General features: G+C 70.4%; 18 protein-coding genes and 3 pseudogenes. 13 read left to right on the forward strand and 8 right to left on the reverse strand.

Annotation, left to right across the window (positions count from 1 at the left end; translation table 11 throughout):
• Together B9S61_RS32540 and B9S61_RS32545 are read right to left on the reverse strand one after the other, a co-directional pair.
• Positions 1 to 1,113 (reverse strand): MFS transporter (locus tag B9S61_RS32540; protein WP_103545396.1); only part of this gene is annotated, 1,113 nt, incomplete at its 3' end.
• 184 nt (positions 1,114 to 1,297) lie between these two features.
• Positions 1,298 to 1,933, reverse strand: a pseudogene (locus tag B9S61_RS32545) (IclR family transcriptional regulator); the annotation flags it as partial.
• On the opposite strand from B9S61_RS32545, the pseudogene B9S61_RS32550 reads away from it, so the two are divergent.
• From B9S61_RS32550 to B9S61_RS32590, 9 genes and pseudogenes are all read left to right on the forward strand, one after another.
• A pseudogene (locus B9S61_RS32550) lies at positions 1,930 to 2,244 on the forward strand (enolase C-terminal domain-like protein); the annotation flags it as partial. The pseudogenes B9S61_RS32545 and B9S61_RS32550 overlap by 4 nt on opposite strands.
• Before the next feature lie 98 nt (positions 2,245 to 2,342).
• The gene (locus B9S61_RS32555) at positions 2,343 to 3,464 is read left to right on the forward strand and encodes a carbohydrate kinase family protein (RefSeq protein WP_258039974.1); all 1,122 of its coding nucleotides are present in this window, start codon (positions 2,343 to 2,345) and stop codon (positions 3,462 to 3,464) included.
• Positions 3,465 to 3,881: 417 nt separating this feature from the next.
• Positions 3,882 to 4,961 carry a PhoH family protein gene (locus B9S61_RS32560; RefSeq protein ID WP_103545398.1) on the forward strand — a complete coding sequence of 360 codons (1,080 nt, stop codon included), beginning with the start codon at positions 3,882 to 3,884 and terminating at the stop codon, positions 4,959 to 4,961.
• Between the two features lie 12 nt (positions 4,962 to 4,973).
• Positions 4,974 to 5,471 (forward strand): rRNA maturation RNase YbeY, encoded by a 498-nt coding sequence (ybeY, locus tag B9S61_RS32565; RefSeq protein ID WP_103545399.1) that lies wholly within the window; start codon positions 4,974 to 4,976, stop codon positions 5,469 to 5,471.
• A complete protein-coding gene (locus B9S61_RS32570; RefSeq protein ID WP_103545400.1) occupies positions 5,468 to 6,784 on the forward strand; it encodes a hemolysin family protein in 1,317 nt (438 codons plus the stop codon). The genes ybeY and B9S61_RS32570 overlap by 4 nt, the downstream gene beginning before the upstream one ends.
• On the forward strand, positions 6,781 to 7,140 hold the full coding sequence (locus tag B9S61_RS32575) for an MmcQ/YjbR family DNA-binding protein (RefSeq protein ID WP_103545401.1): 360 nt from the start codon (positions 6,781 to 6,783) through the stop codon (positions 7,138 to 7,140). The genes B9S61_RS32570 and B9S61_RS32575 overlap by 4 nt, the downstream gene beginning before the upstream one ends.
• A 32-nt stretch (positions 7,141 to 7,172) precedes the next feature.
• The gene (locus B9S61_RS32580) at positions 7,173 to 7,526 is read left to right on the forward strand and encodes a cytidine deaminase (RefSeq protein ID WP_103545402.1); all 354 of its coding nucleotides are present in this window, start codon (positions 7,173 to 7,175) and stop codon (positions 7,524 to 7,526) included.
• Positions 7,527 to 7,735: 209 nt separating this feature from the next.
• The gene (locus B9S61_RS32585; protein WP_103545403.1) at positions 7,736 to 8,215 is read left to right on the forward strand and encodes a hypothetical protein; all 480 of its coding nucleotides are present in this window, start codon (positions 7,736 to 7,738) and stop codon (positions 8,213 to 8,215) included.
• 222 nt (positions 8,216 to 8,437) lie between these two features.
• Positions 8,438 to 9,751 carry a GH1 family beta-glucosidase gene (locus B9S61_RS32590; protein WP_258039975.1) on the forward strand — a complete coding sequence of 438 codons (1,314 nt, stop codon included), beginning with the start codon at positions 8,438 to 8,440 and terminating at the stop codon, positions 9,749 to 9,751.
• A gap of 163 nt (positions 9,752 to 9,914) precedes the next feature.
• On the opposite strand, the gene era is transcribed toward B9S61_RS32590, so the two are convergent.
• The 5 genes and pseudogenes from era to B9S61_RS32615 all read right to left on the reverse strand — a co-directional run bounded on the left by era (position 9,915) and on the right by B9S61_RS32615 (position 14,548).
• Complete coding sequence (era, locus tag B9S61_RS32595) at positions 9,915 to 10,868, reverse strand: GTPase Era (protein ID WP_181007634.1); 954 nt, start codon at positions 10,866 to 10,868, stop codon at positions 9,915 to 9,917.
• Positions 10,865 to 11,881, reverse strand: a pseudogene (locus tag B9S61_RS32600) (IS3 family transposase); the annotation flags it as partial. The gene era and the pseudogene B9S61_RS32600, both read right to left, overlap by 4 nt.
• A 117-nt stretch (positions 11,882 to 11,998) precedes the next feature.
• A complete protein-coding gene (locus B9S61_RS41230; RefSeq protein WP_181007635.1) occupies positions 11,999 to 12,304 on the reverse strand; it encodes a transposase in 306 nt (101 codons plus the stop codon).
• 885 nt (positions 12,305 to 13,189) lie between these two features.
• Positions 13,190 to 13,456: a protealysin inhibitor emfourin gene (locus B9S61_RS32610; RefSeq protein ID WP_103545407.1), complete on the reverse strand. Its 267-nt coding sequence runs from the start codon at positions 13,454 to 13,456 to the stop codon at positions 13,190 to 13,192.
• Between the two features lie 21 nt (positions 13,457 to 13,477).
• A complete protein-coding gene (locus tag B9S61_RS32615; RefSeq protein ID WP_103545408.1) occupies positions 13,478 to 14,548 on the reverse strand; it encodes a M4 family metallopeptidase in 1,071 nt (356 codons plus the stop codon).
• A gap of 329 nt (positions 14,549 to 14,877) precedes the next feature.
• Here B9S61_RS32615 and leuA point away from each other — a divergent pair, with 329 nt between their 5' ends.
• Positions 14,878 to 16,599, forward strand: coding sequence for a 2-isopropylmalate synthase (leuA, locus tag B9S61_RS32625; protein ID WP_103545409.1), 1,722 nt, complete (start codon positions 14,878 to 14,880; stop codon positions 16,597 to 16,599).
• 186 nt (positions 16,600 to 16,785) lie between these two features.
• On the forward strand, positions 16,786 to 17,487 hold the full coding sequence (locus tag B9S61_RS32630) for a TerB family tellurite resistance protein (RefSeq protein ID WP_103545410.1): 702 nt from the start codon (positions 16,786 to 16,788) through the stop codon (positions 17,485 to 17,487).
• A gap of 107 nt (positions 17,488 to 17,594) precedes the next feature.
• On the opposite strand, the gene B9S61_RS32635 is transcribed toward B9S61_RS32630, so the two are convergent.
• Complete coding sequence (locus tag B9S61_RS32635; protein WP_103545411.1) at positions 17,595 to 18,143, reverse strand: N-acetyltransferase; 549 nt, start codon at positions 18,141 to 18,143, stop codon at positions 17,595 to 17,597.
• A gap of 319 nt (positions 18,144 to 18,462) precedes the next feature.
• On the opposite strand from B9S61_RS32635, the gene B9S61_RS32640 reads away from it, so the two are divergent.
• Together B9S61_RS32640 and B9S61_RS32645 are read left to right on the forward strand one after the other, a co-directional pair.
• Positions 18,463 to 19,233, forward strand: a complete 771-nt coding sequence (locus B9S61_RS32640) for an SCO2525 family SAM-dependent methyltransferase (RefSeq protein WP_103545412.1) — start codon at positions 18,463 to 18,465, stop codon at positions 19,231 to 19,233.
• A 53-nt stretch (positions 19,234 to 19,286) separates the two neighbouring features.
• Positions 19,287 to 21,131, forward strand: coding sequence for an SCO2524 family protein (locus B9S61_RS32645; protein ID WP_103545413.1), 1,845 nt, complete (start codon positions 19,287 to 19,289; stop codon positions 21,129 to 21,131).
• Positions 21,132 to 21,133: the final 2 nt, after the last annotated feature.

Below are 21,133 nucleotides of genomic sequence, written 5' to 3' on the forward strand. Positions count from 1 at the left end.
GGCGACCGCCGTCATCGGCACCGCGACCAGCAGCAGACCGGCGCCGAGAACCGCGCCCATCACCGGGAACCCGGCCTGCGCGGACAGCACACTGCCGCTCAGCGGCCCCGCCGCCGTACCGAGTGCGGAGGCCGAGCCGACCAGCGCGGCCCACCGCCCCCGGGAATCCAGCGAGGCGGCCAGTCCGATCAGGTACGACAGCACCACCGGGTAGATCGTGTTCCAGGCGATCTCGCCCGCGGCGAAGCTGCCCAGTCCCGTCGCCGAGGCGCTGAGCGCGATGCAGCCGGCGATGACGACCGTGCCGCCGCCGATGGGCAGCGCGCGCCCCAGCCGTGAGCCCAGCGCGCCCGCGCCGAGGATGCCCAGCAGCCCGGCGCCCAGCGCCACCGCGAAGACGACACCCACGGTCGGCTCGGACAGGTGTGCCTGACTCACCCCGATGCGTCCGCTGACACCCCACAGCGCGTTCTGCGCCAGCGACCACAGCAGCATGGCGCCGGCCAGGACGAGCCCCGAACGCCGGTGGGGCAGGCGGCCGGTGACGAACGGTTCCGGAACGGCGGGGCGGGGGCCGGCGGTCCCGGCGGGCAGCCGGGAGGTCAGCGGCCACACGGCGAGCGCGGTGAGGGCGATGGCGGCGAGGGTGAGGCCGTGGCCCGGGAGGTGCGGCACCGTCAGGTACACCACGCCCGCGAGCGCGGAGACGCTGAGCAGTCCGAGGGTGGAGGCCCGGTGCGGGTCCTGTTCGGCGGCGATCCGGGTCGCCGCGACCGTCGTGGCCGTACCGGAGCCGAATCCGCCGATCACCGCACCGGCGACGACGGCGGGCAGGGCACTGGTCAGGGCGGCCCCGCCGTAACCGATGACGGCCAGGACGAGCCCCAGCCGGGCCAGGGCCCGCGCTCCGGCCCGTTCCACCCGGGACACCAGCAGGAAACCGGCTGCGGCGGAGCTCAGCAGCAGCGCGCTGCCGACGGCTCCTGCCTGGGTGGCGGAGAGATCGAGCCCGCGTTCCAGCCGGCCGACGGTGGTCGGCAGCAGATAGGGGGCGAGGTACCCGGCCGTGAAAAGGGCGACGAGGGGCCAGGGAGTGGTGCGAGGGGCGAACACGGGCGTTCCCGGGGCGTGCGAAAGGGACGGTGCGAGAAGCAAGGAAATGGGGGGCGACGACCGTCGACTGACAGGAGCGCGCGGGCAATTTGTATCAAGCCGGAGGACGGCAACGGGAGGGCGTCAGATGTGATCTACATCACTCGTGCGTTTGGTGCCCTCAGGGGCTGGGTAGCAGCGTGCGCTACCGCCAGTGAACGGCCCCGCCACCTGCGGGAACCGTGGCCTCCACCTTCGTCCGGATCTCCCGCATCACGGCGACGATCCGCTCCTCCCGCTCCGGCGTCAGCCGGGCCACCGGCACCGAGCAGCTGATGGCGTCCTGCGCGGGGGAGTCGTACCGCAGCGCGAAGCCGAAACCCACGATCCCGGGCACGCCCTCCTCGCGGTCGACGGAGTAGCCGCGCCCGCGCACCCGGGCCAGATCGGCGGCCAGTGCCTCCCGGGACGTGTGGGTGCGGGGGGTCGCCGCCTCGTACGGGCCCTCGGGCAGTTCCCCGTCCGGCCGTTCGGCCAGCAGCGCCTTGCCGAGCGCGCCCATGTGCGCCGGGAGCCGCCGCCCCACCCGGCTGATGGTCCGCAGGTACTCGTGCGACTCGCGCGTCGCGAGGTACGCCACGTCGTACCCGTCCAGCCGGCCCAGGTGGATCGTCTCGCCCAGTGTCGTCGACGCCTCGTCGAGATACGGCCGCGCGGCCCGCACGCGCGGGTCCGAGTCGAGGTAACCGGTGCCGGTGAGCAGGGCGTGGATGCCGATGCCGTACAGCGATCCGGTGACGTCGGTGCGGACCCAGCCGCGCGCGACCAGGGTCTGCAACAGGCACCCACCTGGGGATCAGCCTCGCCGCGATGACCCACGTGGCGGCGACCGTGCCCAACCTGCACCACGCCTGCGACTCCCACTACCCCTGGCAGTCGGAGGACGTCCTCACCGAGCGGCTCACCTTCGAGGGCGGCGCCGTGCGGGTCTCCGACGCTCCCGGTCTCGGCGTGGAACTCGACCGCGACCGGCTGGCGTTCCTCCACCGGCGGTGGCTCGACGACGACGGCGCGCTGCGGGACCGCGACGACGCGGCGGCCATGCGCATCGCCGACCCGGAGTGGGTCACACCGCCGGTGCCGCGCTGGTGACGACCCTCCCGGGAGACGACACGAAGTGACGGCCGTCACACTGTCGGTGGCGTGGTGCACACTGGCCTGAACCGCACCATGTCAGGGAGCGCACCGTGATGGCCGCCACCGGGAAGGCACGCACCGAGGGACCGGACCGCCCGTCCCCGCACGATCTCCTCGCCGCCCTGCGCGCACCGGGCGACCCGCCCTGGGACGTCTACCTCACCGGCACGGTCTTCCTCGACATCGTCTTCACCGGGCTCGACTCCGCACCGGTGCGCGGGACCGAGTCCTGGGCGCGCGGGATGGGGTCGAGCCCGGGCGGCGTCGCCAACATGGCCACCGCCCTGGCCCGGCTCGGCCTGCGCACCTCCCTCGCGGCGGCCTTCGGCGACGACCACTACGGCGAGTACTGCTGGGACACCCTGGAGCGCGGCGAGGGCATCGACCTCTCCCCGTCGCGCACCGTGCCCGGCTGGCACTCACCGGTCACCGTCTCCATGGCGTACGAGGGCGAGCGCACGATGGTCTCCCACGGCCACGAACCTCCCCCCGAGGAGCCGGCCCCCGACTGCCCGCCACGTGCGCGCGCCGCCGTCGCCTCCCTCACCCCCGGCCGCGGCGCGCCCTGGATCGCGCAGGCCGCGCGGAAGGGGGCGAGGATCTTCGGCGACGTCGGCTGGGACGACAGCGGGAAGTGGGACCTGGCCCGGCTGACCGACCTGCGGCACTGCGAGGCGTTCCTGCCGAACGCGGCGGAGGCGATGCGGTACACCGGCACGGACTGCCCGCGCGCCGCCGGGCACGCGCTGACCGAGCACGTGCCGGTGGTGGTGGTCACCCTGGGCGCGGAGGGTGCCTACGCGGTGGACCGGCGCACGGGTGAGACGGCGTCGGTGCCGGCGATCGAGGTGGAGGCGATGGACCCGACGGGGGCGGGGGACGTCTTCGTCGCGGGGTTCGTCACGGGCAGCCTGGCGGGGTGGCCACTGGCCGACCGGCTCGCCTTCGCGGGGCTCACGGCGGCACTGTCCGTCCAGGAGTTCGGCGGGTCGCTGTCGTCGCCGGGGTGGTCGGAGATCGGGGCGTGGTGGCACCGGGTGCAGTGCGCCGAGGGGCAGGACCCCTCGGCGCTGCGGCGGTACGAGTTCCTGGAGGGGCTGGTGCCGGGGGAGCCGGGGCGGCGGTGGCCGCTGCGGCGGGCGGTGCCGACGATCGGGTTCCGCCGGTCGGCCTGAACCGGGGCCGGGGCCGGGGCTGTGGGAGGGGCTCGGCACCCTCACCCTGATGGCAGGGGGCTCCCGCCCCCCGGACCCCCGCCAGGGGGCTCCCGCCCCCCGGACCCCCGGCCTGTGCCCACCCACCACCCGACTCGGCGGGCTGGAAAGCGGGCCTTGGAGTGGTGACTCGGCGGGCTGGAAAGCGGGCCTCGTGGCGGTGGATCGGGGGTTGGGGGAGCGGGCCCCGGGGGCTGGGCAGGGGAGGTCGTGGGGTCGGTGCGCGCCGTTCTGGCCGGCTCGGTCGTGGTCGGGAGGCGAGGCCGGGTGAAAAGCCCTACGGGCTTGTCACCCCTCCGTCGTACCCTGGGGATTGCGAGGCCGCCCACCGCTGAGCGGCCATGACGAGGAGGATCCGCAGGCCTTCAGAGCCGGCCCATGACTCAGACACCCACAGATCGCACCTCCGCGCAGGGACAGGCGAAAGTGCAGTTCACCGTCCCCGCCCAGCACCCCATGGTGACCGTGCTGGGCTCCGGGGACTCCCTCCTGCGCGTGATCGAGAAGGCCTTTCCGGGGGCCGACATACATGTCCGGGGCAATGAGATCAGCGCGGCCGGCGACGCGGCCGAGGTCGCCCTCATTTCCCGCGTGTTCGACGAGATGATGCTGGTGCTCCGCACCGGGCAGCCGATGACGGAGGACGCAGTGGAACGCTCGATCGCCATGCTCAAGGCGAGCGAGGCCGGGGAGAACGAGGGCCAGGAGACCCCGGCCCAGGTACTCACGCAGAACATCCTGTCCTCGCGCGGCCGCACGATCCGCCCCAAGACGCTCAACCAGAAGCGTTACGTGGACGCCATCGACAAGCACACCATCGTGTTCGGCATCGGCCCCGCGGGCACCGGCAAGACCTACCTGGCCATGGCCAAGGCGGTGCAGGCCCTGCAGTCCAAGCAGGTGAACCGCATCATCCTGACCCGGCCGGCGGTCGAGGCGGGCGAGCGGCTCGGATTCCTCCCGGGCACGCTCTACGAGAAGATCGACCCGTACCTGCGCCCGCTCTACGACGCCCTGCACGACATGCTCGACCCCGACTCGATCCCCCGCCTGATGGCGGCGGGCACGATCGAGGTCGCGCCGCTCGCCTACATGCGTGGCCGTACGCTCAACGACGCCTTCATCATTCTCGACGAGGCCCAGAACACCAGCCCCGAACAGATGAAGATGTTCCTCACCCGCCTCGGCTTCGACTCGAAGATCGTGATCACGGGTGACGTGACGCAGGTGGACCTGCCGAGCGGTACCAAGTCCGGGCTGCGGCAGGTGCAGGACATCCTGGAGGGCCTGGACGACGTCCACTTCTCCCGGCTGTCGTCCCAGGACGTCGTCCGGCACAAGCTGGTGGGCCGTATCGTCGACGCGTACGAGCAGTACGAGCAGTACGACAGCACGCACGGCACCGAGAACGGCACGCACAAGGGCGGCCGGGGCCGGTCCGGGCCCAAGGGGAAGTAGACCGAGCACCAGATGTCGATCGACGTCAACAACGAGTCCGGAACCGAGGTCGACGAGCAGGCGATCCTCGACATCGCCCGCTACGCGCTCGCGCGGATGCGTATCCACCCGCTCTCCGAACTCTCGGTGATCGTGGTGGACGCCGGGGCCATGGAGCAGCTGCACATCCAGTGGATGGACCTGTCCGGGCCGACGGACGTCATGTCCTTCCCGATGGACGAGCTGCGGCCCCCGTCCAAGGACGACGAGGAGCCCCCGCAGGGGCTCCTCGGCGACATCGTGCTCTGCCCCGAGGTCGCCGCCAGGCAGGGCGAGGACGCGCCGACGCGGCACACCATGGACGAGGAGCTCCAGCTGCTCACCGTCCACGGTGTGCTGCACCTGCTCGGCTACGACCACGAGGAGCCGGACGAGAAGGCCGAGATGTTCGGCCTTCAGGCGGCCATCGTGGACGGCTGGCGCGCGGAGAAGGGCCTGACCGGCCCGTCCCCGGCCCCGACCGTGTCATGAGTCCGGCACTCGTACTCGGCGCGATCGCCCTGGTCGTCGTCGCCTGGCTGGCCGCCTCCGCGGAGGCGGGCATCGCCCGCGTCTCCAGCTTCCGTGCCGAGGAGGCCGTGCGCTCCGGCCGCCGGGGCGGCGCCAGGCTCGCGCAGATCGCCGCCGACCCCACCCGCTACCTCAACGTGGCGCTGCTCGTCCGCATCACCTGCGAGATGGCCGCCGCCTCGCTGATCACCTACGGCTGTCTGCGGGAGTTCGACGGGACGGCCGAGGCACTGCTGATCGCCATCGCGATCATGGTCCTCGTCTCGTTCGTCGCCGTCGGGGTCTCCCCGCGCACCATCGGCCGCCAGCACCCGCTGAACACGGCCACGGCCGCCGCGTACGTCCTGGTGCCGCTCGCGCGGATCATGGGCCCGATCCCGTCACTCCTCATCCTCATCGGCAACGCGCTCACCCCCGGCAAGGGCTTCCGGCGCGGCCCCTTCGCCTCCGAGGCGGAGCTGCGCGCGATGGTCGACCTCGCGGAGAAGGAGTCGCTGATCGAGGACGAGGAGCGCCGCATGGTGCACTCGGTCTTCGAACTCGGCGACACGCTGGTGCGCGAGGTCATGGTGCCGCGCACCGACCTGGTGGTGATCGAGCGGTACAAGACCATCCGCCAGGCCCTCACCCTCGCCCTGCGCTCCGGCTTCTCCCGGATACCGGTGACCGGCGAGAACGAGGACGACATCGTCGGGATCGTCTACCTCAAGGACCTGGCCCGCAAGACCCACATCAGCCGGGACGCCGAGAGCGAACTGGTGTCCACGGCGATGCGCCCGGCCTTCTTCGTGCCCGACACCAAGAACGCCGGTGATCTGCTGCGCGAGATGCAGAAGGAGCGCCGGCACGTCGCCGTCGCCGTCGACGAGTACGGCGGCACCGCGGGCATCGTCACCATCGAGGACATCCTCGAGGAGATCGTCGGCGAGATCACCGACGAGTACGACCGTGAGATCCCGCCGGTCGAGGAGCTGGGCGAGGACCGCTACCGGGTCACCGCCCGCCTCGACATCACCGACCTGGGCGAGCTGTACGGGCTGGAGGAGTACGACGACGAGGACGTGGAGACCGTCGGCGGACTGCTCGCCAAACACCTGGGCAGGGTGCCGATCGCGGGCGCCTCGTCCGTGGTGGAACTCCCCGACGCCCGCGAGCTGCGGCTGACCGCGGAGGCGTCGGCCGGCCGCCGCAACAAGGTGGTCACGGTGCTGGTGGAACCGGTGGACCCGGCGGCCCCGTCCCGCGACGGCGACGAGGAGGACGGACCGGAGTGACCCCGAAGCAGCTGCGCGCCCTGTGCCTGTCCTTCAACGCGGCGGTGGAGGACTTCCCCTTCAACCCGGAGACCTCGGTCTTCAAGGTCCGGGGCAAGATGTTCGCCCTGACGAACCTCGACGCGGCCCCCCTCAAGGCCAACCTCAAGTGCGCCCCGGAGGACGCGATCCGCCTCCGCGCCGAACACCCGGACCTGATCGTCCCCGGCTGGCACATGAACAAGCGCCACTGGAACACGGTGACGGCGGACGGAGCCCTCCCCGACCGCCTGGTCCGGGAGCTGGTCGAGGACTCGTACGACCTGGTCGTGGCCGGCCTGCCCCGGGCCGACCGCCGCCGCCTCGACCGTCCCTGAGCCGGCAGTCGGGGCCCCCTTATGCTCGGATCATGACCGAACCGACCTCCCTCGACCCCGAGGACCGCAAGATCGTCACCCTGGCCCGTTCCGTGCGGGCCCGCAACGGTGTGCCCGAGGGCGCCGCCGTACGCGACGAGACCGGGCGGACGTACGCCGCCGGGACCGTGGCCCTGGACTCCCTGAAGCTGAGTGCCCTGCAGACGGCGGTGGCGATGGCGGTGGCGTCCGGCGCGACGTCGCTGGAGGCGGCGGCCGTGGTGACGGGGGAGGCGTCGGCGTCGGCGGAGGACCGCGCGGCGGTCCGGGACCTCGGCGGTCCCGGCACGCCGGTGCTGGTGGCGGGCCCGGACGGGACGGTACGGGAGACACTCACCGCGGGCTGACCCACTGGCCCCGCCACCACCCTGTTACCGTCGGTAAATAGGCCAGATTTCAACCTTGTCGCATGCTGCCTCCCGCGCATCAATGGAATCGCCGGTTCCGACGAGACGTCGTCGGCCGGCGTGATGCAGCGGGTCCGGACCCCATCTGCCGATCAGTTCCCCCGACGGAGTTCCCCCATGGAACTCTCCCCACACGGAAAGGGAATCCTATGAGAGGCAAGCGATTCGGAACGGGTCTGTCCCTGGCGGCAGGCGCCCTCGCGGTCTGCGGACTCGCCGTCGCCCCCGCCGTGGCGGCCGTCGCCCCCGGGGCGGCGACCGTCAACGCCGACTGCGGGACCTGGGGCGGCGGCGACGCCACCCTGACAGCCACCCAGAGCGGCACGTCCGCCACCATCACCATCAACACCTCCGCGGTCACGGCGCCCCTCGCGATCAGCCAGGACTCGCTCGTCTCCGAGCTGAAGATGGTGAAGGCCGACGGCGGCACCACCGTCTTCAAGGGCACCGGGAACCCGGCCATGGCGACCGGCGACGCCCTCGAAGTCGGCCCCCTCACCGGCACCGTCGCCCCCGGCGACAGCCTGGAGGCCTACGGCGGCGCCCTGAAGGTGACGGCCTTCGGCTTCATCACCATCACCTGCACGGCAACGGCCCCACAGGCCCCGGGCCCGTTCGTCTTCGGCTGATCCGCTGATCCGCTGATCCGCGGGTGGGCGACCGGGCCGGACACCCCCAGGCGTCTCCGGCCCGGGAACCCGCGGTCGCCGTCCCGGCTGGAGCGGCTCGACGAAGCCGATCAGCCGTCCGAGCATCTCCCGGAACTCGGTCGCCTGCCCGGCGGTCCCGGTAATGGCCTCTCCGTGCACGGCCGTTGACGTGAGGGGCCGTCCGTGTCGATGATCCGGGCCATGGCGACGAACCCGATGCCCCGCTTCCCGGACGGCTTCCTGTGGGGTGTGTCCACCTCGGCGCACCAGATCGAGGGAGCGGCGGACGAGCGCGAACCGTCCGTGTGGGATGTCTTCTCGGCGGAGCCGGGGCGGGTGCGGGACGGTTCGACGGCCGCGGTGGCCTGCGACCACGTCCACCGTCACGCCGAGGACGTGGCGCTGCTGGCCGGCTTGGGCGTGGACGCGTACCGCTTCTCCGTTTCCTGGCCGAGGGTGCTGGCGAAGGGCGGCCTCGACTTCTACGACCGGCTGGTCGACGACCTGTGCGCGGCGGGCGTACGGCCGGTGCCGACGCTGTTCCACTGGGACCTGCCGGTCGGTCTCGACTGGCTGGAGCGGGACACCGCCGAGCGGTTCGCCGAGTACGTGGCGGAGGTCGCCGGGCGGCTCGGCGACCGGGTGACGAAGTGGATCACGCTCAACGAGCCCGCCGAACACACCCTGCTGGGGCATGCGTTGGGGGTGCACGCGCCCGGCCGCAACCTGCTCTTCGACGCGCTTCCGGTGGCCCACCACCAACTGCTCGCGCACGGGCTCGCGGTACGGGCGCTGCGGGCTGCGGGGGCGGACGACATCGGGATCGCGAACTCGCACGCCCCGAGCTGGCCGGCCTCCGGGGACGAGGCGGACGTGGCGGCGGCCGGCTTCTACGACACCCTGCTGAACCGGATGTTCGCCGACCCGGTGCTCCTCGGCCGCTACCCGGAGGGCATCGGCGAGCTGATGCCGGGGGACGTGGAGGCCGACCTCGAGGTCGTCGCGGAGCCGCTGGACTGGTACGGGATCAACTACTACGCGCCGACGCGGGTGGGCGCGCCGCAGGGCACGGAGATCGACTTCGGCGGCGTACGGATGCCGGCCGAACTGCCCTTCTCCGTGAGGGAGATCGAAGGACACCCGGTGACGGACTTCGGCTGGCCGGTGGTCCCTGAGGCGCTGACGGAGGTCCTCACCACCTTCCGCACCCGCTACGGCGACCGCCTCCCGCCGGTCGTCATCACCGAGAACGGCTGCGCGTACGACGGGCTGGACGACCGGGACCGTATCGCCTACCTCGACGGCCATGTCCGCGCGCTCCACCGGGCGGTGGAGGCGGGCGTGGACGTGCGCGGCTACTTCGTCTGGTCCCTGATGGACAACTTCGAGTGGGCGGAGGGCTACGCCCGCCGCTTCGGGCTGGTCCACGTCGACTTCGGCACGCTGCGGCGGACCCCGAAGGCGTCGTACGGCTGGTTCAGGGACCTGCTGCGCGAGCAGCGGCGAAGCCGCTGATCAGAAGCCGAGCCGCCGCAGCTGCTTCGGGTCGCGCTGCCAGTCCTTGGCGACCTTGACGTGCGGGTCCAGGCTGCATCATTGTGCGGCTGCCGCCGCGCGGCCGGCGTGCCGAGGGGTGCCCCGATCCGCTCGCGGGGCCTGGCGCCGACACCCGCCCTCGTCAGAAGCCGAGCCGCCGCAGCTGCTTCGGGTCGCGCTGCCAGTCCTTGGCGACCTTGACGTGCAGGTCCAGGAAGACCGGTGTGCCCAGCAGCGCCTCGATCTGCTTGCGGGACTTGATGCCGACGTCCTTCAGGCGCTTGCCCTTGGGACCGATGACGATGCCCTTCTGGCTGGGGCGCTCGATGAACAGGTTGGCGTGGATGTCGAGGAGGGGCTTGTCGGCGGGGCGGTCCTCGCGCGGGAGCATCTCCTCGACGACCACGGCGATGGAGTGCGGGAGCTCGTCGCGGACGCCCTCCAGGGCCGCCTCGCGGATCAGCTCCGCGACCATGACCTGCTCGGGCTCGTCGGTGAGGTCGCCCTCGGGGTAGAGGGCGGGGCCCTCCGGCATCAGGGGGATCAGGAGGTCGGCCAGCAGGTCGACCTGCTGGTTCGCGGTCGCCGAGACCGGGACGATCTCCGCCCAGGTGATGCCCAGCTCCTTGCCGAGCTGGTCCACCGCGATGAGCTGTTCGGCCAGCGCCTTGCCGTCCACCAGGTCGGTCTTGGTGACGATCGCGATCTTCGGGGTCTTCTTGATCCCGGCCAGTTCCTTGGCGATGAAGCGGTCGCCGGGGCCGAGCTTCTGGTCGGCGGGGATGCAGAAGCCGATCGCGTCGACCTCCGCCCACGTGGTGCGCACCACGTCGTTCAGCCGCTCGCCGAGCAGGGTGCGCGGCTTGTGCAGGCCGGGGGTGTCCACCAGGATCAGCTGCGCCTCCGGGCGGTGCACGATGCCACGCACGGTGTGCCGGGTGGTCTGCGGCCGGTTCGAGGTGATCGCCACCTTCTGCCCGACCAGAGCGTTCGTGAGGGTGGACTTGCCGGCGTTGGGACGGCCCACGAAGCAGGCGAAACCGGCCCTGTGGACAGCGCCGGCCGGCTGCTCGGATGACTGGGTACGAACGCTCATGCCGCCCATTCTCCCTGATCCGGGAACCCCGTCGAACCAGCGGTGGCACCGGACCGCCCACGGTGCGGGCCCCGTACGACGGCGCCGGGCCCCGGCCGCCCCGCGAGGGGGTGGCCGGGGCCCGGCGGGGACGTCGCCGCGCCCGGCGTCAGCCGAAGGCCTTGACCGAGTTCCAGTCCACGCTCAGGACGACCTTCACGGGAGCGTTCGTGTTGTGAAGTGACCCCTTCAGTGCCGACACTTCCGTTCCATGCCGAGAGGCCGAGTCGTTGCCGGTAGCGGGTTCTCGCCTCGTACGGTGTGATGTAGCCGATGGTCGAGTGGAGCCGCTCCCGGTTGTAATGTTGCGCGATCCATCGGAAAACGTCCTGCCGATCCTGGGCTCTTGTCTCCCAGACCGTCGTTCCGATCTCGGCCTTGAGGGCGGCGAATAAACTCTCCGCCGTGGCATTGTCGAAACACGAGCCGGTTCGGTCGACGCTCTGCCTGATGTCCAACTCCGTGAGTGTGGCACGGAATTGGCGGGACGCATATTGCGCCCCGCGGTCCGAATGAAAGATTGCATTGCCAGCGGTGTGCTCGCCGGCAGGGGCCATTCGGATGGCATCCTCCACGAGCTGAGCCCTCATGTGGTCGGCCATCGACCAGCCCACGACCTCACGCGTGCACAGGTCAATCACCGTCGCCAGATAAAGCCATCCCTCGGCGGTCGGCATGCAGGTGATGTCCCCGACGAGTTTCAGTCCCGGCATCGGCGCCGTGAAGTCACGCAGGACGAGATCCGGCGCGGGTGCAGTCGAGCGTCCCTGTCTTGTCAGAGACCGCGACTTTCGTCGTGTGGTCCCTGCAATCTGTCTTTCCCGCATGATCCGCGCGACCCGTTTGCGGTTCACGACGTGCCCGCGACGGCGCAGTTCACGGGTGATCCGCAGAGCACCGTAGGCGCCCATGGAATCGGTATGGATCTCGCGGATGCGGTGCGACAAGCTCCTCTTCGATGCCGGCTTTCTCTTCCCGGGCCTCCGCGTTCTTGTGCCAGGTGTAGTATCCGGACCGGTCCCAGCCCAGGACGTCGCACATCCGCTTCACGACGTGGGCGTTCCGGTGTTCGTCGACGAAACGGAAGCGGATCACCGTGTCGTCTCCCGTGCGAAATGAGCGGCGGCCTTCCGGAGGATTTCGTTGTCCTCCTTGAGCCGGGCGTTCTCCCGCCGCAGACGCCCGAGCTCTTCCTTCTCGTCGGGAGTCATACCGGCATCACCCCCGCCGTACGCGTCCTTGGAGCGGGCCTTGTCGCCGCGGACCCAGTTCCGCAGCGTCTCCGGCTGGATGCCCAGGCTTCGTGCGATGTCGGTGAGAGTGCGGTCCTTCGAGGAACGCACCAGATCCACTGCATCCCGCTTGAACTCTTCGGGATAGTTCTTCCGCTTTGTCACCCATGGATCACTTCCCCTGGATGACGAATCATCCAGCGCCCAGGTGTCGGAATCTCGGGGGTCACTCCAGGAGTACGCTCCACGGGAGACATATCGATCCGTACGGCGGTGAATCACGACGGGGCCGCCCCCGACAGTTGGCCGCAGTGGGCGCGGGACGCTTTCGTGCAGGGAAATGGACACGCGGAAACGACGATCCTCGGCAGCCTTGCCTCCAATGAGGAGATTGTGTTCGGTGCCGCTTCCCGTAATGTCTGCTGGGGCTGTCACTCCGCACTGGCGGCGGATCCTGGCATGGTGATCGGTGGTCCCAGATTCCCCGGTGGTCCGAAAGCGTCGCCCTTCCGGATGTTCTGGCGACGGCAGTGACGGCTCGAGTGTAGTTCTCACAGGTCGGCGATGAAGTGGTCGTCTCCTGCGAGCCCGCCAGAGCCGAGGTCGTCCGTGTCGATGCGCGGTACATCACTGTGAAGTGGCCGTGGGGAGTGATCGACAATTCCTCGAGTTTCCGGTGGGACGGAACGAGTGCCCTGCCGTACGGTGATGCGCACCGAGAATGGGTTCCCTACCGAATTGAGCCTGCGGTATCGGAACTCCGGGCGGGAGACGTATGCACGGTTTCCATTCCGCCGACGCGTCTCCACGTCTGGCATTACGAGGAGTACGACCCGCCGCGTAATCTCGGATGGTCCCCCGCGCCCACGGCGGGAATCTATGTACTTCCACCGGAGAAATCTGACGACGAGGAGGCGGGGTGCATGTTGTATCTCGGCGGTGCCGAACCTGTTCGCCTGCAGCCGGTCGAGGACTGACCTCGATTCGTCAGTGCCATGACCGAAGCGCCGGGCCGGGATTCCTGGTCCTCGCTTCAGGCCGGGGAACACGTCACGCCCCCTCCTTCAGCACCCTTCTGATCAGTGTGCGCTGGTCCTCCGTCAGCCCCGGGTCGGCGCAGTGCGCCGTTCTGCCGTCCACCGTGATGCGGTAGCTGAAGCCGTCCGGGACCCCGGGTGGCGGGGTGGCCCGGCCGGCGGACAGGGCCCGCTCGGCCAGGGTGTGCCATTCCGCCGCGTCGGGGCGGCCCGTGGTGTCCACCTCGGCCCGTCGTTCGATGCCCGCGAAGCCGCCTGCGCGCCGTACCTGAATACGCATGGGTCCGTGTCTAGTACGGAACTACAGCGTCCGCACCCCCACCCGTTCCCAGGCCTTGGTCACCGCCTGGAGTTCGTCGCCGTCGCCGTACCGGGCGCGGGCCGCCTTCACCGTCAGGGTCGCGAAGTCCGCGAACAGCGCGTCCTGCTGGAGGTCGCCGCCGGTCAGCACGTCGTACCAGATCTGCCCGGCCCGCTCCCAGGCGTGGCCGCCGAGGGTGGTGGCCGCCAGGTAGAAGGCGTGGTTGGGGATGCCGGAGTTGATGTGCACGCCGCCGTTGTCCCGGCCGGTGCGGACGTAGTCGTCCATCGTCGCGGGCTGCGGGTCCTTGCCGAGCACGTCGTCGTCGTACGCCGTGCCCGGCTCCTTCATGGAGCGCAGCGCCTTGCCCGTGACGCTCGGGGCGAGGAGTCCGGCGCCGATCAGCCAGTCGGCCTCGTCGGCGGTCTGGCCGAGCGTGTACTGCTTGATGAGCGCGCCGATGACGTCCGACACCGACTCGTTGAGCGCGCCCGGCTGCCCGTAGTAGGTCAGGTTCGCGGTGTACTGCGTGACGCCGTGGGCGAGTTCGTGGCCGATGACGTCGATGGCGTGGGTGAAGTCGAGGAAGATCTCGCCGTCCCCGTCGCCGAACACCATCTGCTCGCCGTTCCAGAAGGCGTTGTTGTAGTCCTCGTCGTAGTGGACCGTCGCGTCCAGCGGCAGTCCGTCGCCGTCGATGGAGTCGCGGGCGTATGCCTTCAGGAGCAGCTCGAAGGTGGCGCCGAGGCCGGCGTAGGCGCGGTTGACGGTGGCGTCCTGGCCGGGCTCGTCGCCCTCGCCGCGCACCTTCGTCCCGGGCAGGCCGGTGCCGTGCCGGGCGTCGTACACCGTGCGCTGCGGCTTGCCGGGTTCGGCGTCGGCGAGCAGGGCGACGGCCGGGGCGCCGGCGACCGTGGTGAGGTGGCGCCGGGTGCGCTCGTAGGCGTCGCGCTGGATGGTGCGGCGCGCGCGTCCGGAGAGCGCGGGGTCGTCCGACTGCGCCAGCCGGTCGAGGACGTGCGGCGGGATGATCGTGCAGAAGACGGGCTCGAAGCCCCCGTTCCTGGTCATGTCCGGAACCTTCGCACTGTGTCATTGACCTGTCACCCCTTGCAACCATGATGGATGAAATCCGCCGCCGCTCCGCCTCCCGAGGTGCCGTGAAGTGGTATACGGCACTTTTTGTCCACTTCATCCCGGCGGTCCCGCATACTGATACGGACCCCCGCACGACGGGCGACTCGGTTAAGGTACGGAACATCATGCGTTTCGGGCTGCTCCTCCTTAGCTGCCGCGGCGAGGGCCTGTACTAGAGGCCGACCCCCTCCCCGCGGAGTTCGGCGATGCGCCGTCGGCCGTCCACCAGGACACCCCGCGGACCCCCGAGGAGCCCACGCACCATGGCAAACCGCCAGCAGCCCAGTTCCATGCCGATCCAGAAGTACGGCCGCTACGAGCAGGTCGACATCCCCGACCGCAGCTGGCCGCAGCAGCGGATCACCACCGCCCCCCGCTGGCTCTCCACGGACCTGCGCGACGGCAACCAGGCCCTGATCGACCCCATGTCGCCCGCCCGCAAGCGCGCCATGTTCGACCTGCTGGTCAGGCTGGGCTACAAGGAGATCGAGGTCGGTTTCCCGGCCTCCGGCCAGACCGACTTCGACTTCGTGCGGTCCATCATCGAGGACCCGGACGCGATCCCGGACGACGTCACCATCTCCGTACTCACCCAGGCCCGTGAGGACCTGATCGAGCGCACGGTGGAGTCCCTGAAGGGCGCCCGGCGCGCCACCGTCCACCTGTACAACGCCACCGCGCCCGTCTTCCGCCGTGTGGTGTTCCGCGGCTCCAGGGACGACATCAAGCAGATCGCGGTCGACGGCACCCGGCTGGTCATGGAGTACGCCGAGAAACTGCTGGGCCCGGAGACGGAGTTCGGCTACCAGTACAGCCCCGAGATCTTCACCGACACCGAGCTGGACTTCGCCCTCGAGGTCTGCGAGGCGGTGATGGACACCTACCAGCCCGGTCCCGGCCGCGAGATCATCCTCAACCTGCCCGCCACCGTGGAGCGTTCCACGCCCTCCACGCACGCGGACCGCTTCGAGTGGATGGGCCGCAACCTGTCCCGCCGCGAGTACGTCTGCCTGTCGGTCCACCCGCACAACGACCGCGGTACCGCCGTCGCCGCCGCCGAACTGGCCCTGATGGCCGGCGCCGACCGCGTCGAGGGCTGCCTGTTCGGGCAGGGCGAGCGCACCGGCAACGTCGACCTGGTCACCCTGGGCATGAACCTGTTCTCCCAGGGCGTCGACCCGCAGATCGACTTCTCCGACATCGACGAGATCCGTCGTACGTGGGAGTACTGCAACCAGATGGACGTCCACCCGCGCCACCCGTACGTGGGCGACCTGGTCTACACGTCCTTCTCCGGCTCCCACCAGGACGCCATCAAGAAGGGCTTCGACGCCATGGAGGCCGACGCCAGGGCCAGGGGCGTCACCGTCGACGACATCGAGTGGGCGGTCCCGTACCTGCCGATCGACCCCAAGGACGTCGGCCGCTCCTACGAAGCCGTCATCCGTGTCAACTCGCAGTCCGGCAAGGGCGGTATCGCGTACGTCCTGAAGAACGACCACAAGCTGGACCTGCCGCGCCGGATGCAGATCGAGTTCTCGAAGATCATCCAGGCGAAGACGGACGCCGAGGGCGGCGAGATCACGCCGACCGCCATCTGGGACGTCTTCCAGGACGAGTACCTGCCCAACCCGGACAACGCCTGGGGCCGCATCCAGGTCGCCAACGGCCAGTCCACCACCGACCGCGACGGCGTGGACACCCTCACCGTCGAGGCCACCGTCGACGGTGAGCAGACCACCCTGACCGGCTCCGGCAACGGACCGATCTCGGCCTTCTTCGACGCCCTGGCAGCCGTCGGCATCGACGTACGCCTGCTGGACTACCAGGAGCACACCATGAGCGAGGGCGCCTCCGCGCAGGCCGCCTCGTACATCGAGTGCGCGATCGGCGACAAGGTTCTGTGGGGGATCGGAATCGACGCGAACACCACACGGGCCTCGCTGAAGGCCGTCGTCTCGGCCGTCAACCGCGCGGCGCGCTGAACAGCCTTTTCGTGGGATTCGAGGGCTCCGTCCGCCGTTTGTGGCGGGCGGAGCCTCCGTCGTTTACCGGCCAATAGTCGTGGAGGTCACGGAAAGGTCTCGTCCGGGGTACTGACTCGGGCTCACCGATGTGGCTAACATCACGCAAGCGCGGCGATGGTGCTGTGGCGTTGACGGAGGTGCGACGTGCTGCCAGAACGGGGACCCAACGGCCATGCCGCTGCTGCCGGACTCTCGCGCCTGCTGGGCACCCGCACGGCGTGGACGGCCGTCGGTGACGGGGAGTTCTTCTGCCCCGGCTGCGGCGGTGACCGCAACTACCAGCGGCTCGCCGGACGCCGCCGCTTCACCCTGCTCGGCGTGCCCCTGCTGCCGCGCGGCGAGTCCGCGCCGACCGTCGAGTGCGCCGCCTGCCGCCGCCACTACGGCACCGACGTCCTGGACCACCCCACCACCACCCGCTTCGCCGCGATGCTCCGCGACGCCGTCCACACGGTCGCCCTCGCGGTACTGACCGCCGGCGGCATCTGCTCCCGCGCCTCCCTGGAGACGGCCGCCACCGGCGTGCGCGCGGCCGGCTTCGACGACTGCACCGAGGACCAGCTGGCCGCGCTCGTCGAGGCCCTGGAGGCGGACACCGGCCGCTTCACCGGCGAGCCCTGCGCGGCGGGCCTCGCCATCGAACTCCACGAGGCCCTGGACCCCCTCGCGCCCCACCTCGCCGCTCCCGGCCGCGAATCCATCCTCCTCCAGGGTGCCCGCATCGCCCTCGCCGACGGCCCGTACACCCCCGCCGAACGCGACGCCCTCGCCACGGTCGGCGCGGCCCTCACCATCTGCCCGACCGACGTGACCCGCCTGCTGACGGCGGCACGGACGCCGTCCTGACGGGGGACCGGGTTCTGCCCCTCCGGGCCGGGACCGGCGTACCCCGGTTCTCCCGGACTCCGGCCCACCCGTGGACGACCGGGGCCCAGGGCCGGACGGCGGGTGGCTCAGTGGTTCCGGGAGAGCCGCAGGTACATGATCTGGCGGTGCTGGCCGGGGCCGAAGTAGTCGGGGCGCAGGCCGTGGTCGGGGGGCTCGGGGCGGAAGCCCAGGGAGTGGTAGAGCAGGATCGCGGCGCGGTTGGCGGGTTCCACGGTCAGCCGGACCTGCTCGATCCCGTCCCGGCGCAGCCGGGCCAGGACCTCCGTCATCAGCTCCCGGCCCAGCCCGTGCCGGCGGCGGTTACGGGTCACGCACAGGCCGAGGATCCAGCTGTCCCGGTTGACCGCCGTCGTGGCGGCCAGCACATAGCCGCGCAGCCGGCCCTCGCCCTCGTCGAGGACCAGCAGATGATCCGCGTACATGTCGTAGAGCTGGCGCAGCAGGAAGGCAGGGTAGGCCACCTCCTGGAAGACCTCCTCGTCGAGCCGTCGCAGCTCCGGCAGGTCGGACTCCCGGGCCGCCCGTAGGGACGGACTCCGGGGCCCCGGGAACGCGGTGGGCTCCCCGAGGTGCCCGTCGTGGTCCAGGGTGCGCTCCAGCGGTTCGGCGGTCATGCAACCCCCAGTCGGGACGTGCGGACGTCAACGCGACGGCCACCGGACCGTTCACCCGGGAGGATTCAAGGCTCCCGGTGGCGGCCGGTGACTTCTCTGGCTAGAGTGAGCCGCCAACTCGTCGTGTGCAAGGGCGAGTTCAGGCGTGCGGCGATATGCCGGCGTGCGCCTGGTGTGCGCCCATTCACCGAGGACTGGCGTGTTCCCGGCTGTCTCCGCCTGCCGTCTCGGCCTACCGTGCGAGAACCGGAGATGCTGTTTCGCCTGCCGACGTTCACCAGGACGCGCAGACAGGGCACACGGTCTTGTCCGACACTGAATGGAACGCGGCAGGGTGATGATGGACCGGAACGCCGATGCCCCGTGGTCGAAGTTCGATCCAGCGACCTATGTCGACCTCAATTACCGCACTCCGCTCGAGGTCGACCTGCTGATCGTGCGGCTGATGCGCGACTACTTCGGCGGCTGCTTCGCGAACGGTGTCCCCGACGCCATGCGGGGAGTGGACGTGGGCGCGGGGGCGAATCTCTACCCGGCACTGGCCATGCTCCCCTGGTGCGAGAAGGTCCTCCTGCTCGAGTACGCCCGCCCCAACGTCGAGTACCTGGAGAAGCAGGCGTCTCCCGCCGGGTACGACGCGCTCTGGGACCCGTTCTGGGAGGTGCTCGGGGGCGACCCCGCCTACCGCCGTGTCGAGCCGAGGAGCCGGTTCAGCGAGATCGTCCGCGTCGAGCGCGCCAATCTCCTGGACCTCGACGGACAGCGCCGCTGGGACATCGGGACGATGTTCTTCGTCGCGGACTCGATGTCCGAGTGCCCCGACGAGTTCCGGCGGGGCATGACCTGCTTCATGGGCGCGCTGAACGAGGGCGCCCCGTTCGCCGCCGCCTTCATGAAGGAGTCGCTCGGCTACCAGGTCGGCGACCACCGGTATCCGGCCTACCGGGTGAACGAACAGCGGGTCCGGGAGAGCCTGGAGGGCTACGTGGACGAGCTGGAGATCCACGATCTGCACCATGTGGTGCGGCCGGGACACGAGGGGATCATCCTCGCCCTGGGACGGCGGAATACGGCGATTGCCACCCCGTAGGAACGGGGACCATGTCTGCACACGGGCAACCGGATCTGTGTGAGGGGTAGGGGATGCAGATCAAGCCACGCCAGCATCTGCTGGACATCTGGCGGGCGGCGGCGCGTCACTCGTTCGACGACGGCAAGCTCGTCTGGGGCGACACCGACGGGCTCAGCAGCGTCGCGGACGCGGAGCGGCTGCTCTGTCTGCTGTACCCCGCCACCGAGATCCCCGCCTTCCGCCTGGACCAGCCGGACACCACCGAGCAGGACGTACTGCGCGCGCTGGAACGGGTCGGCAGCCGGCTGGAGATCCCCCCGAACCTGATCACCGCGCTGACCCAGTTCATGCGCACCTACACCGGACCGGACGACAGCCCCACCTTCGCCGGCGGACCGTACTTCAAACCCGTCGACGCGGATGCGGAACTCACCTACGAACAGGGCAAGTTAGGTGTCGTCGACTCCTACTCCATGTCCGTCACGCTCTGTCTCGCCACCCTCGGCTTCCTCAAGGTGTACGAGACCAGCACCACCCGCCCCGAAGTACGCCGCGCCCTCGGCGAACTGCGGGACGTCACCAACACGCGGCTGACCGCCGCGATGATCAGCCTGCTGCGCTCCTTCACCGTCAACGTCTTCGACGCCGAGTCCGAACAGGGCCGGCGGCTGATCCAGGTCATCGGCCAGAACCGGCACTCCGACCGGACGGTGCTCCAGCAGTTCTCCCGGCGGTTCCGCCCGCTGCGCGCCACGATCATCGAAAGCCTCAGCCGCGGCATCCAGGTCGACGAGAGCATCCGGGACGAGACCCAGCTCTTCGAGTGCGGCTGGGCCTGGGGCGTGGTCGAGGACGCGCCGCAGATCACCGACCTGAGCGTCCCGGTGCCCGGCCAGCCCGACGGCATCGCCGACCGGCTGCCCTACGTGTACTTCACCGTGGTCGCCCTGGACGGCATCCAGGACCTCTTCTCGGAGCGCACCCTCACGCTGGGCCTGCTCAACGCCGACCAGCAGAAACTCGCCGAGGCGCTGCGGCTGCGCTGGGAGCTGAGCCAGCAGTACTGGTCTGCGGTCGCCCGCTTCGGCACCGACCGCTGGCCCCTGGAGGACCTCCCCTGGCAGACCACCGGCCTGCGCCTGGAGTCGGAGTACTTCTCCCTGACCGTCGCGGCCATCCTCGTCCACGACCTGGTCCGCAGGAAGGCCACCGACGACGACCTGACCCGCACCGTCGCCATCATGGAGCGCCTCGCCGACCGCGGCCGCGTCACCAGCCGGATGATGAGGAACGATCCCGTCGTCCGGCTGCACGACCCGGGCGTGCTGATGCCGCTCGCCGGATCCGAACGCTCCGGGGCGCTCCTCCAGTGGCGGATGACCGACTTCTCCGCCCAGTTGCTCAAGCGCACCGTCCAGCTCGCCGAACTCTCCCGCAGCATCGACGCGCAGGACCGGCTGCTGCGCCTCGCCGAGCAGACCTTCGAGCACCTGTGGAACCGGAGGATCGAGGAAGGGTACGGCGCCGGCCTCTGGGACAACGTACGGGCCGTCTACCCGGACGCGCACGGCATCACCCGCCGTCTGTCCTGGAGCGTCACCGAACGTGTCACCGAGTGCCTGGTCGCCGCCCGCAACATGTACGAGCAGCAGCCCATCCGCAGCCCGGAACTCGCCGAGCTCGCCCGGGACCTGCTCAGTGAGGCCACACACCTGTTCGGCAAGGAGCAGCTGGAGGCCTCCGCGGCCACCGACGGGCCCCGGGGGCGGGCGATGCGCAGCATAGAGAGCCGCCTGGACCACGCCCGCGCCCTGGTCGACGAGCGGCCCGCCACCGCCTTCGCGCTCGCCCTGCCCGTGCTCCAGGAACTCGACACCCTGGCCCAGGCCCGGGACGCCGCGGCACAGGAGGGCTGAGC

Source organism: Streptomyces sp. SM1 (assembly GCF_002910825.1).
Classification (GTDB): domain Bacteria; phylum Actinomycetota; class Actinomycetes; order Streptomycetales; family Streptomycetaceae; genus Streptomyces; species Streptomyces okerensis.

Excerpts from the sequence above, each read along its gene's own strand:
- B9S61_RS32555 (WP_258039974.1), top strand. The coding sequence starts at position 2,343 with ATGGCCGCCACCGGGAAGGCACGCACCGAGGGACCGGACCGCCCGTCC.
- B9S61_RS32560 (WP_103545398.1), top strand. The coding sequence starts at position 3,882 with ATGACTCAGACACCCACAGATCGCACCTCCGCGCAGGGACAGGCGAAA.
- ybeY (WP_103545399.1), top strand. The coding sequence starts at position 4,974 with ATGTCGATCGACGTCAACAACGAGTCCGGAACCGAGGTCGACGAGCAG.
- B9S61_RS32570 (WP_103545400.1), top strand. The coding sequence starts at position 5,468 with ATGAGTCCGGCACTCGTACTCGGCGCGATCGCCCTGGTCGTCGTCGCC.
- B9S61_RS32580 (WP_103545402.1), top strand. The coding sequence starts at position 7,173 with ATGACCGAACCGACCTCCCTCGACCCCGAGGACCGCAAGATCGTCACC.
- B9S61_RS32585 (WP_103545403.1), top strand. The coding sequence starts at position 7,736 with ATGAGAGGCAAGCGATTCGGAACGGGTCTGTCCCTGGCGGCAGGCGCC.
- B9S61_RS32590 (WP_258039975.1), top strand. The coding sequence starts at position 8,438 with ATGGCGACGAACCCGATGCCCCGCTTCCCGGACGGCTTCCTGTGGGGT.
- era (WP_181007634.1), bottom strand. The coding sequence starts at position 10,868 with ATGAGCGTTCGTACCCAGTCATCCGAGCAGCCGGCCGGCGCTGTCCAC.
- B9S61_RS32610 (WP_103545407.1), bottom strand. The coding sequence starts at position 13,456 with ATGCGTATTCAGGTACGGCGCGCAGGCGGCTTCGCGGGCATCGAACGA.
- B9S61_RS32615 (WP_103545408.1), bottom strand. The coding sequence starts at position 14,548 with ATGACCAGGAACGGGGGCTTCGAGCCCGTCTTCTGCACGATCATCCCG.
- leuA (WP_103545409.1), top strand. The coding sequence starts at position 14,878 with ATGGCAAACCGCCAGCAGCCCAGTTCCATGCCGATCCAGAAGTACGGC.
- B9S61_RS32635 (WP_103545411.1), bottom strand. The coding sequence starts at position 18,143 with ATGACCGCCGAACCGCTGGAGCGCACCCTGGACCACGACGGGCACCTC.
- B9S61_RS32640 (WP_103545412.1), top strand. The coding sequence starts at position 18,463 with ATGGAACGCGGCAGGGTGATGATGGACCGGAACGCCGATGCCCCGTGG.
- B9S61_RS32645 (WP_103545413.1), top strand. The coding sequence starts at position 19,287 with ATGCAGATCAAGCCACGCCAGCATCTGCTGGACATCTGGCGGGCGGCG.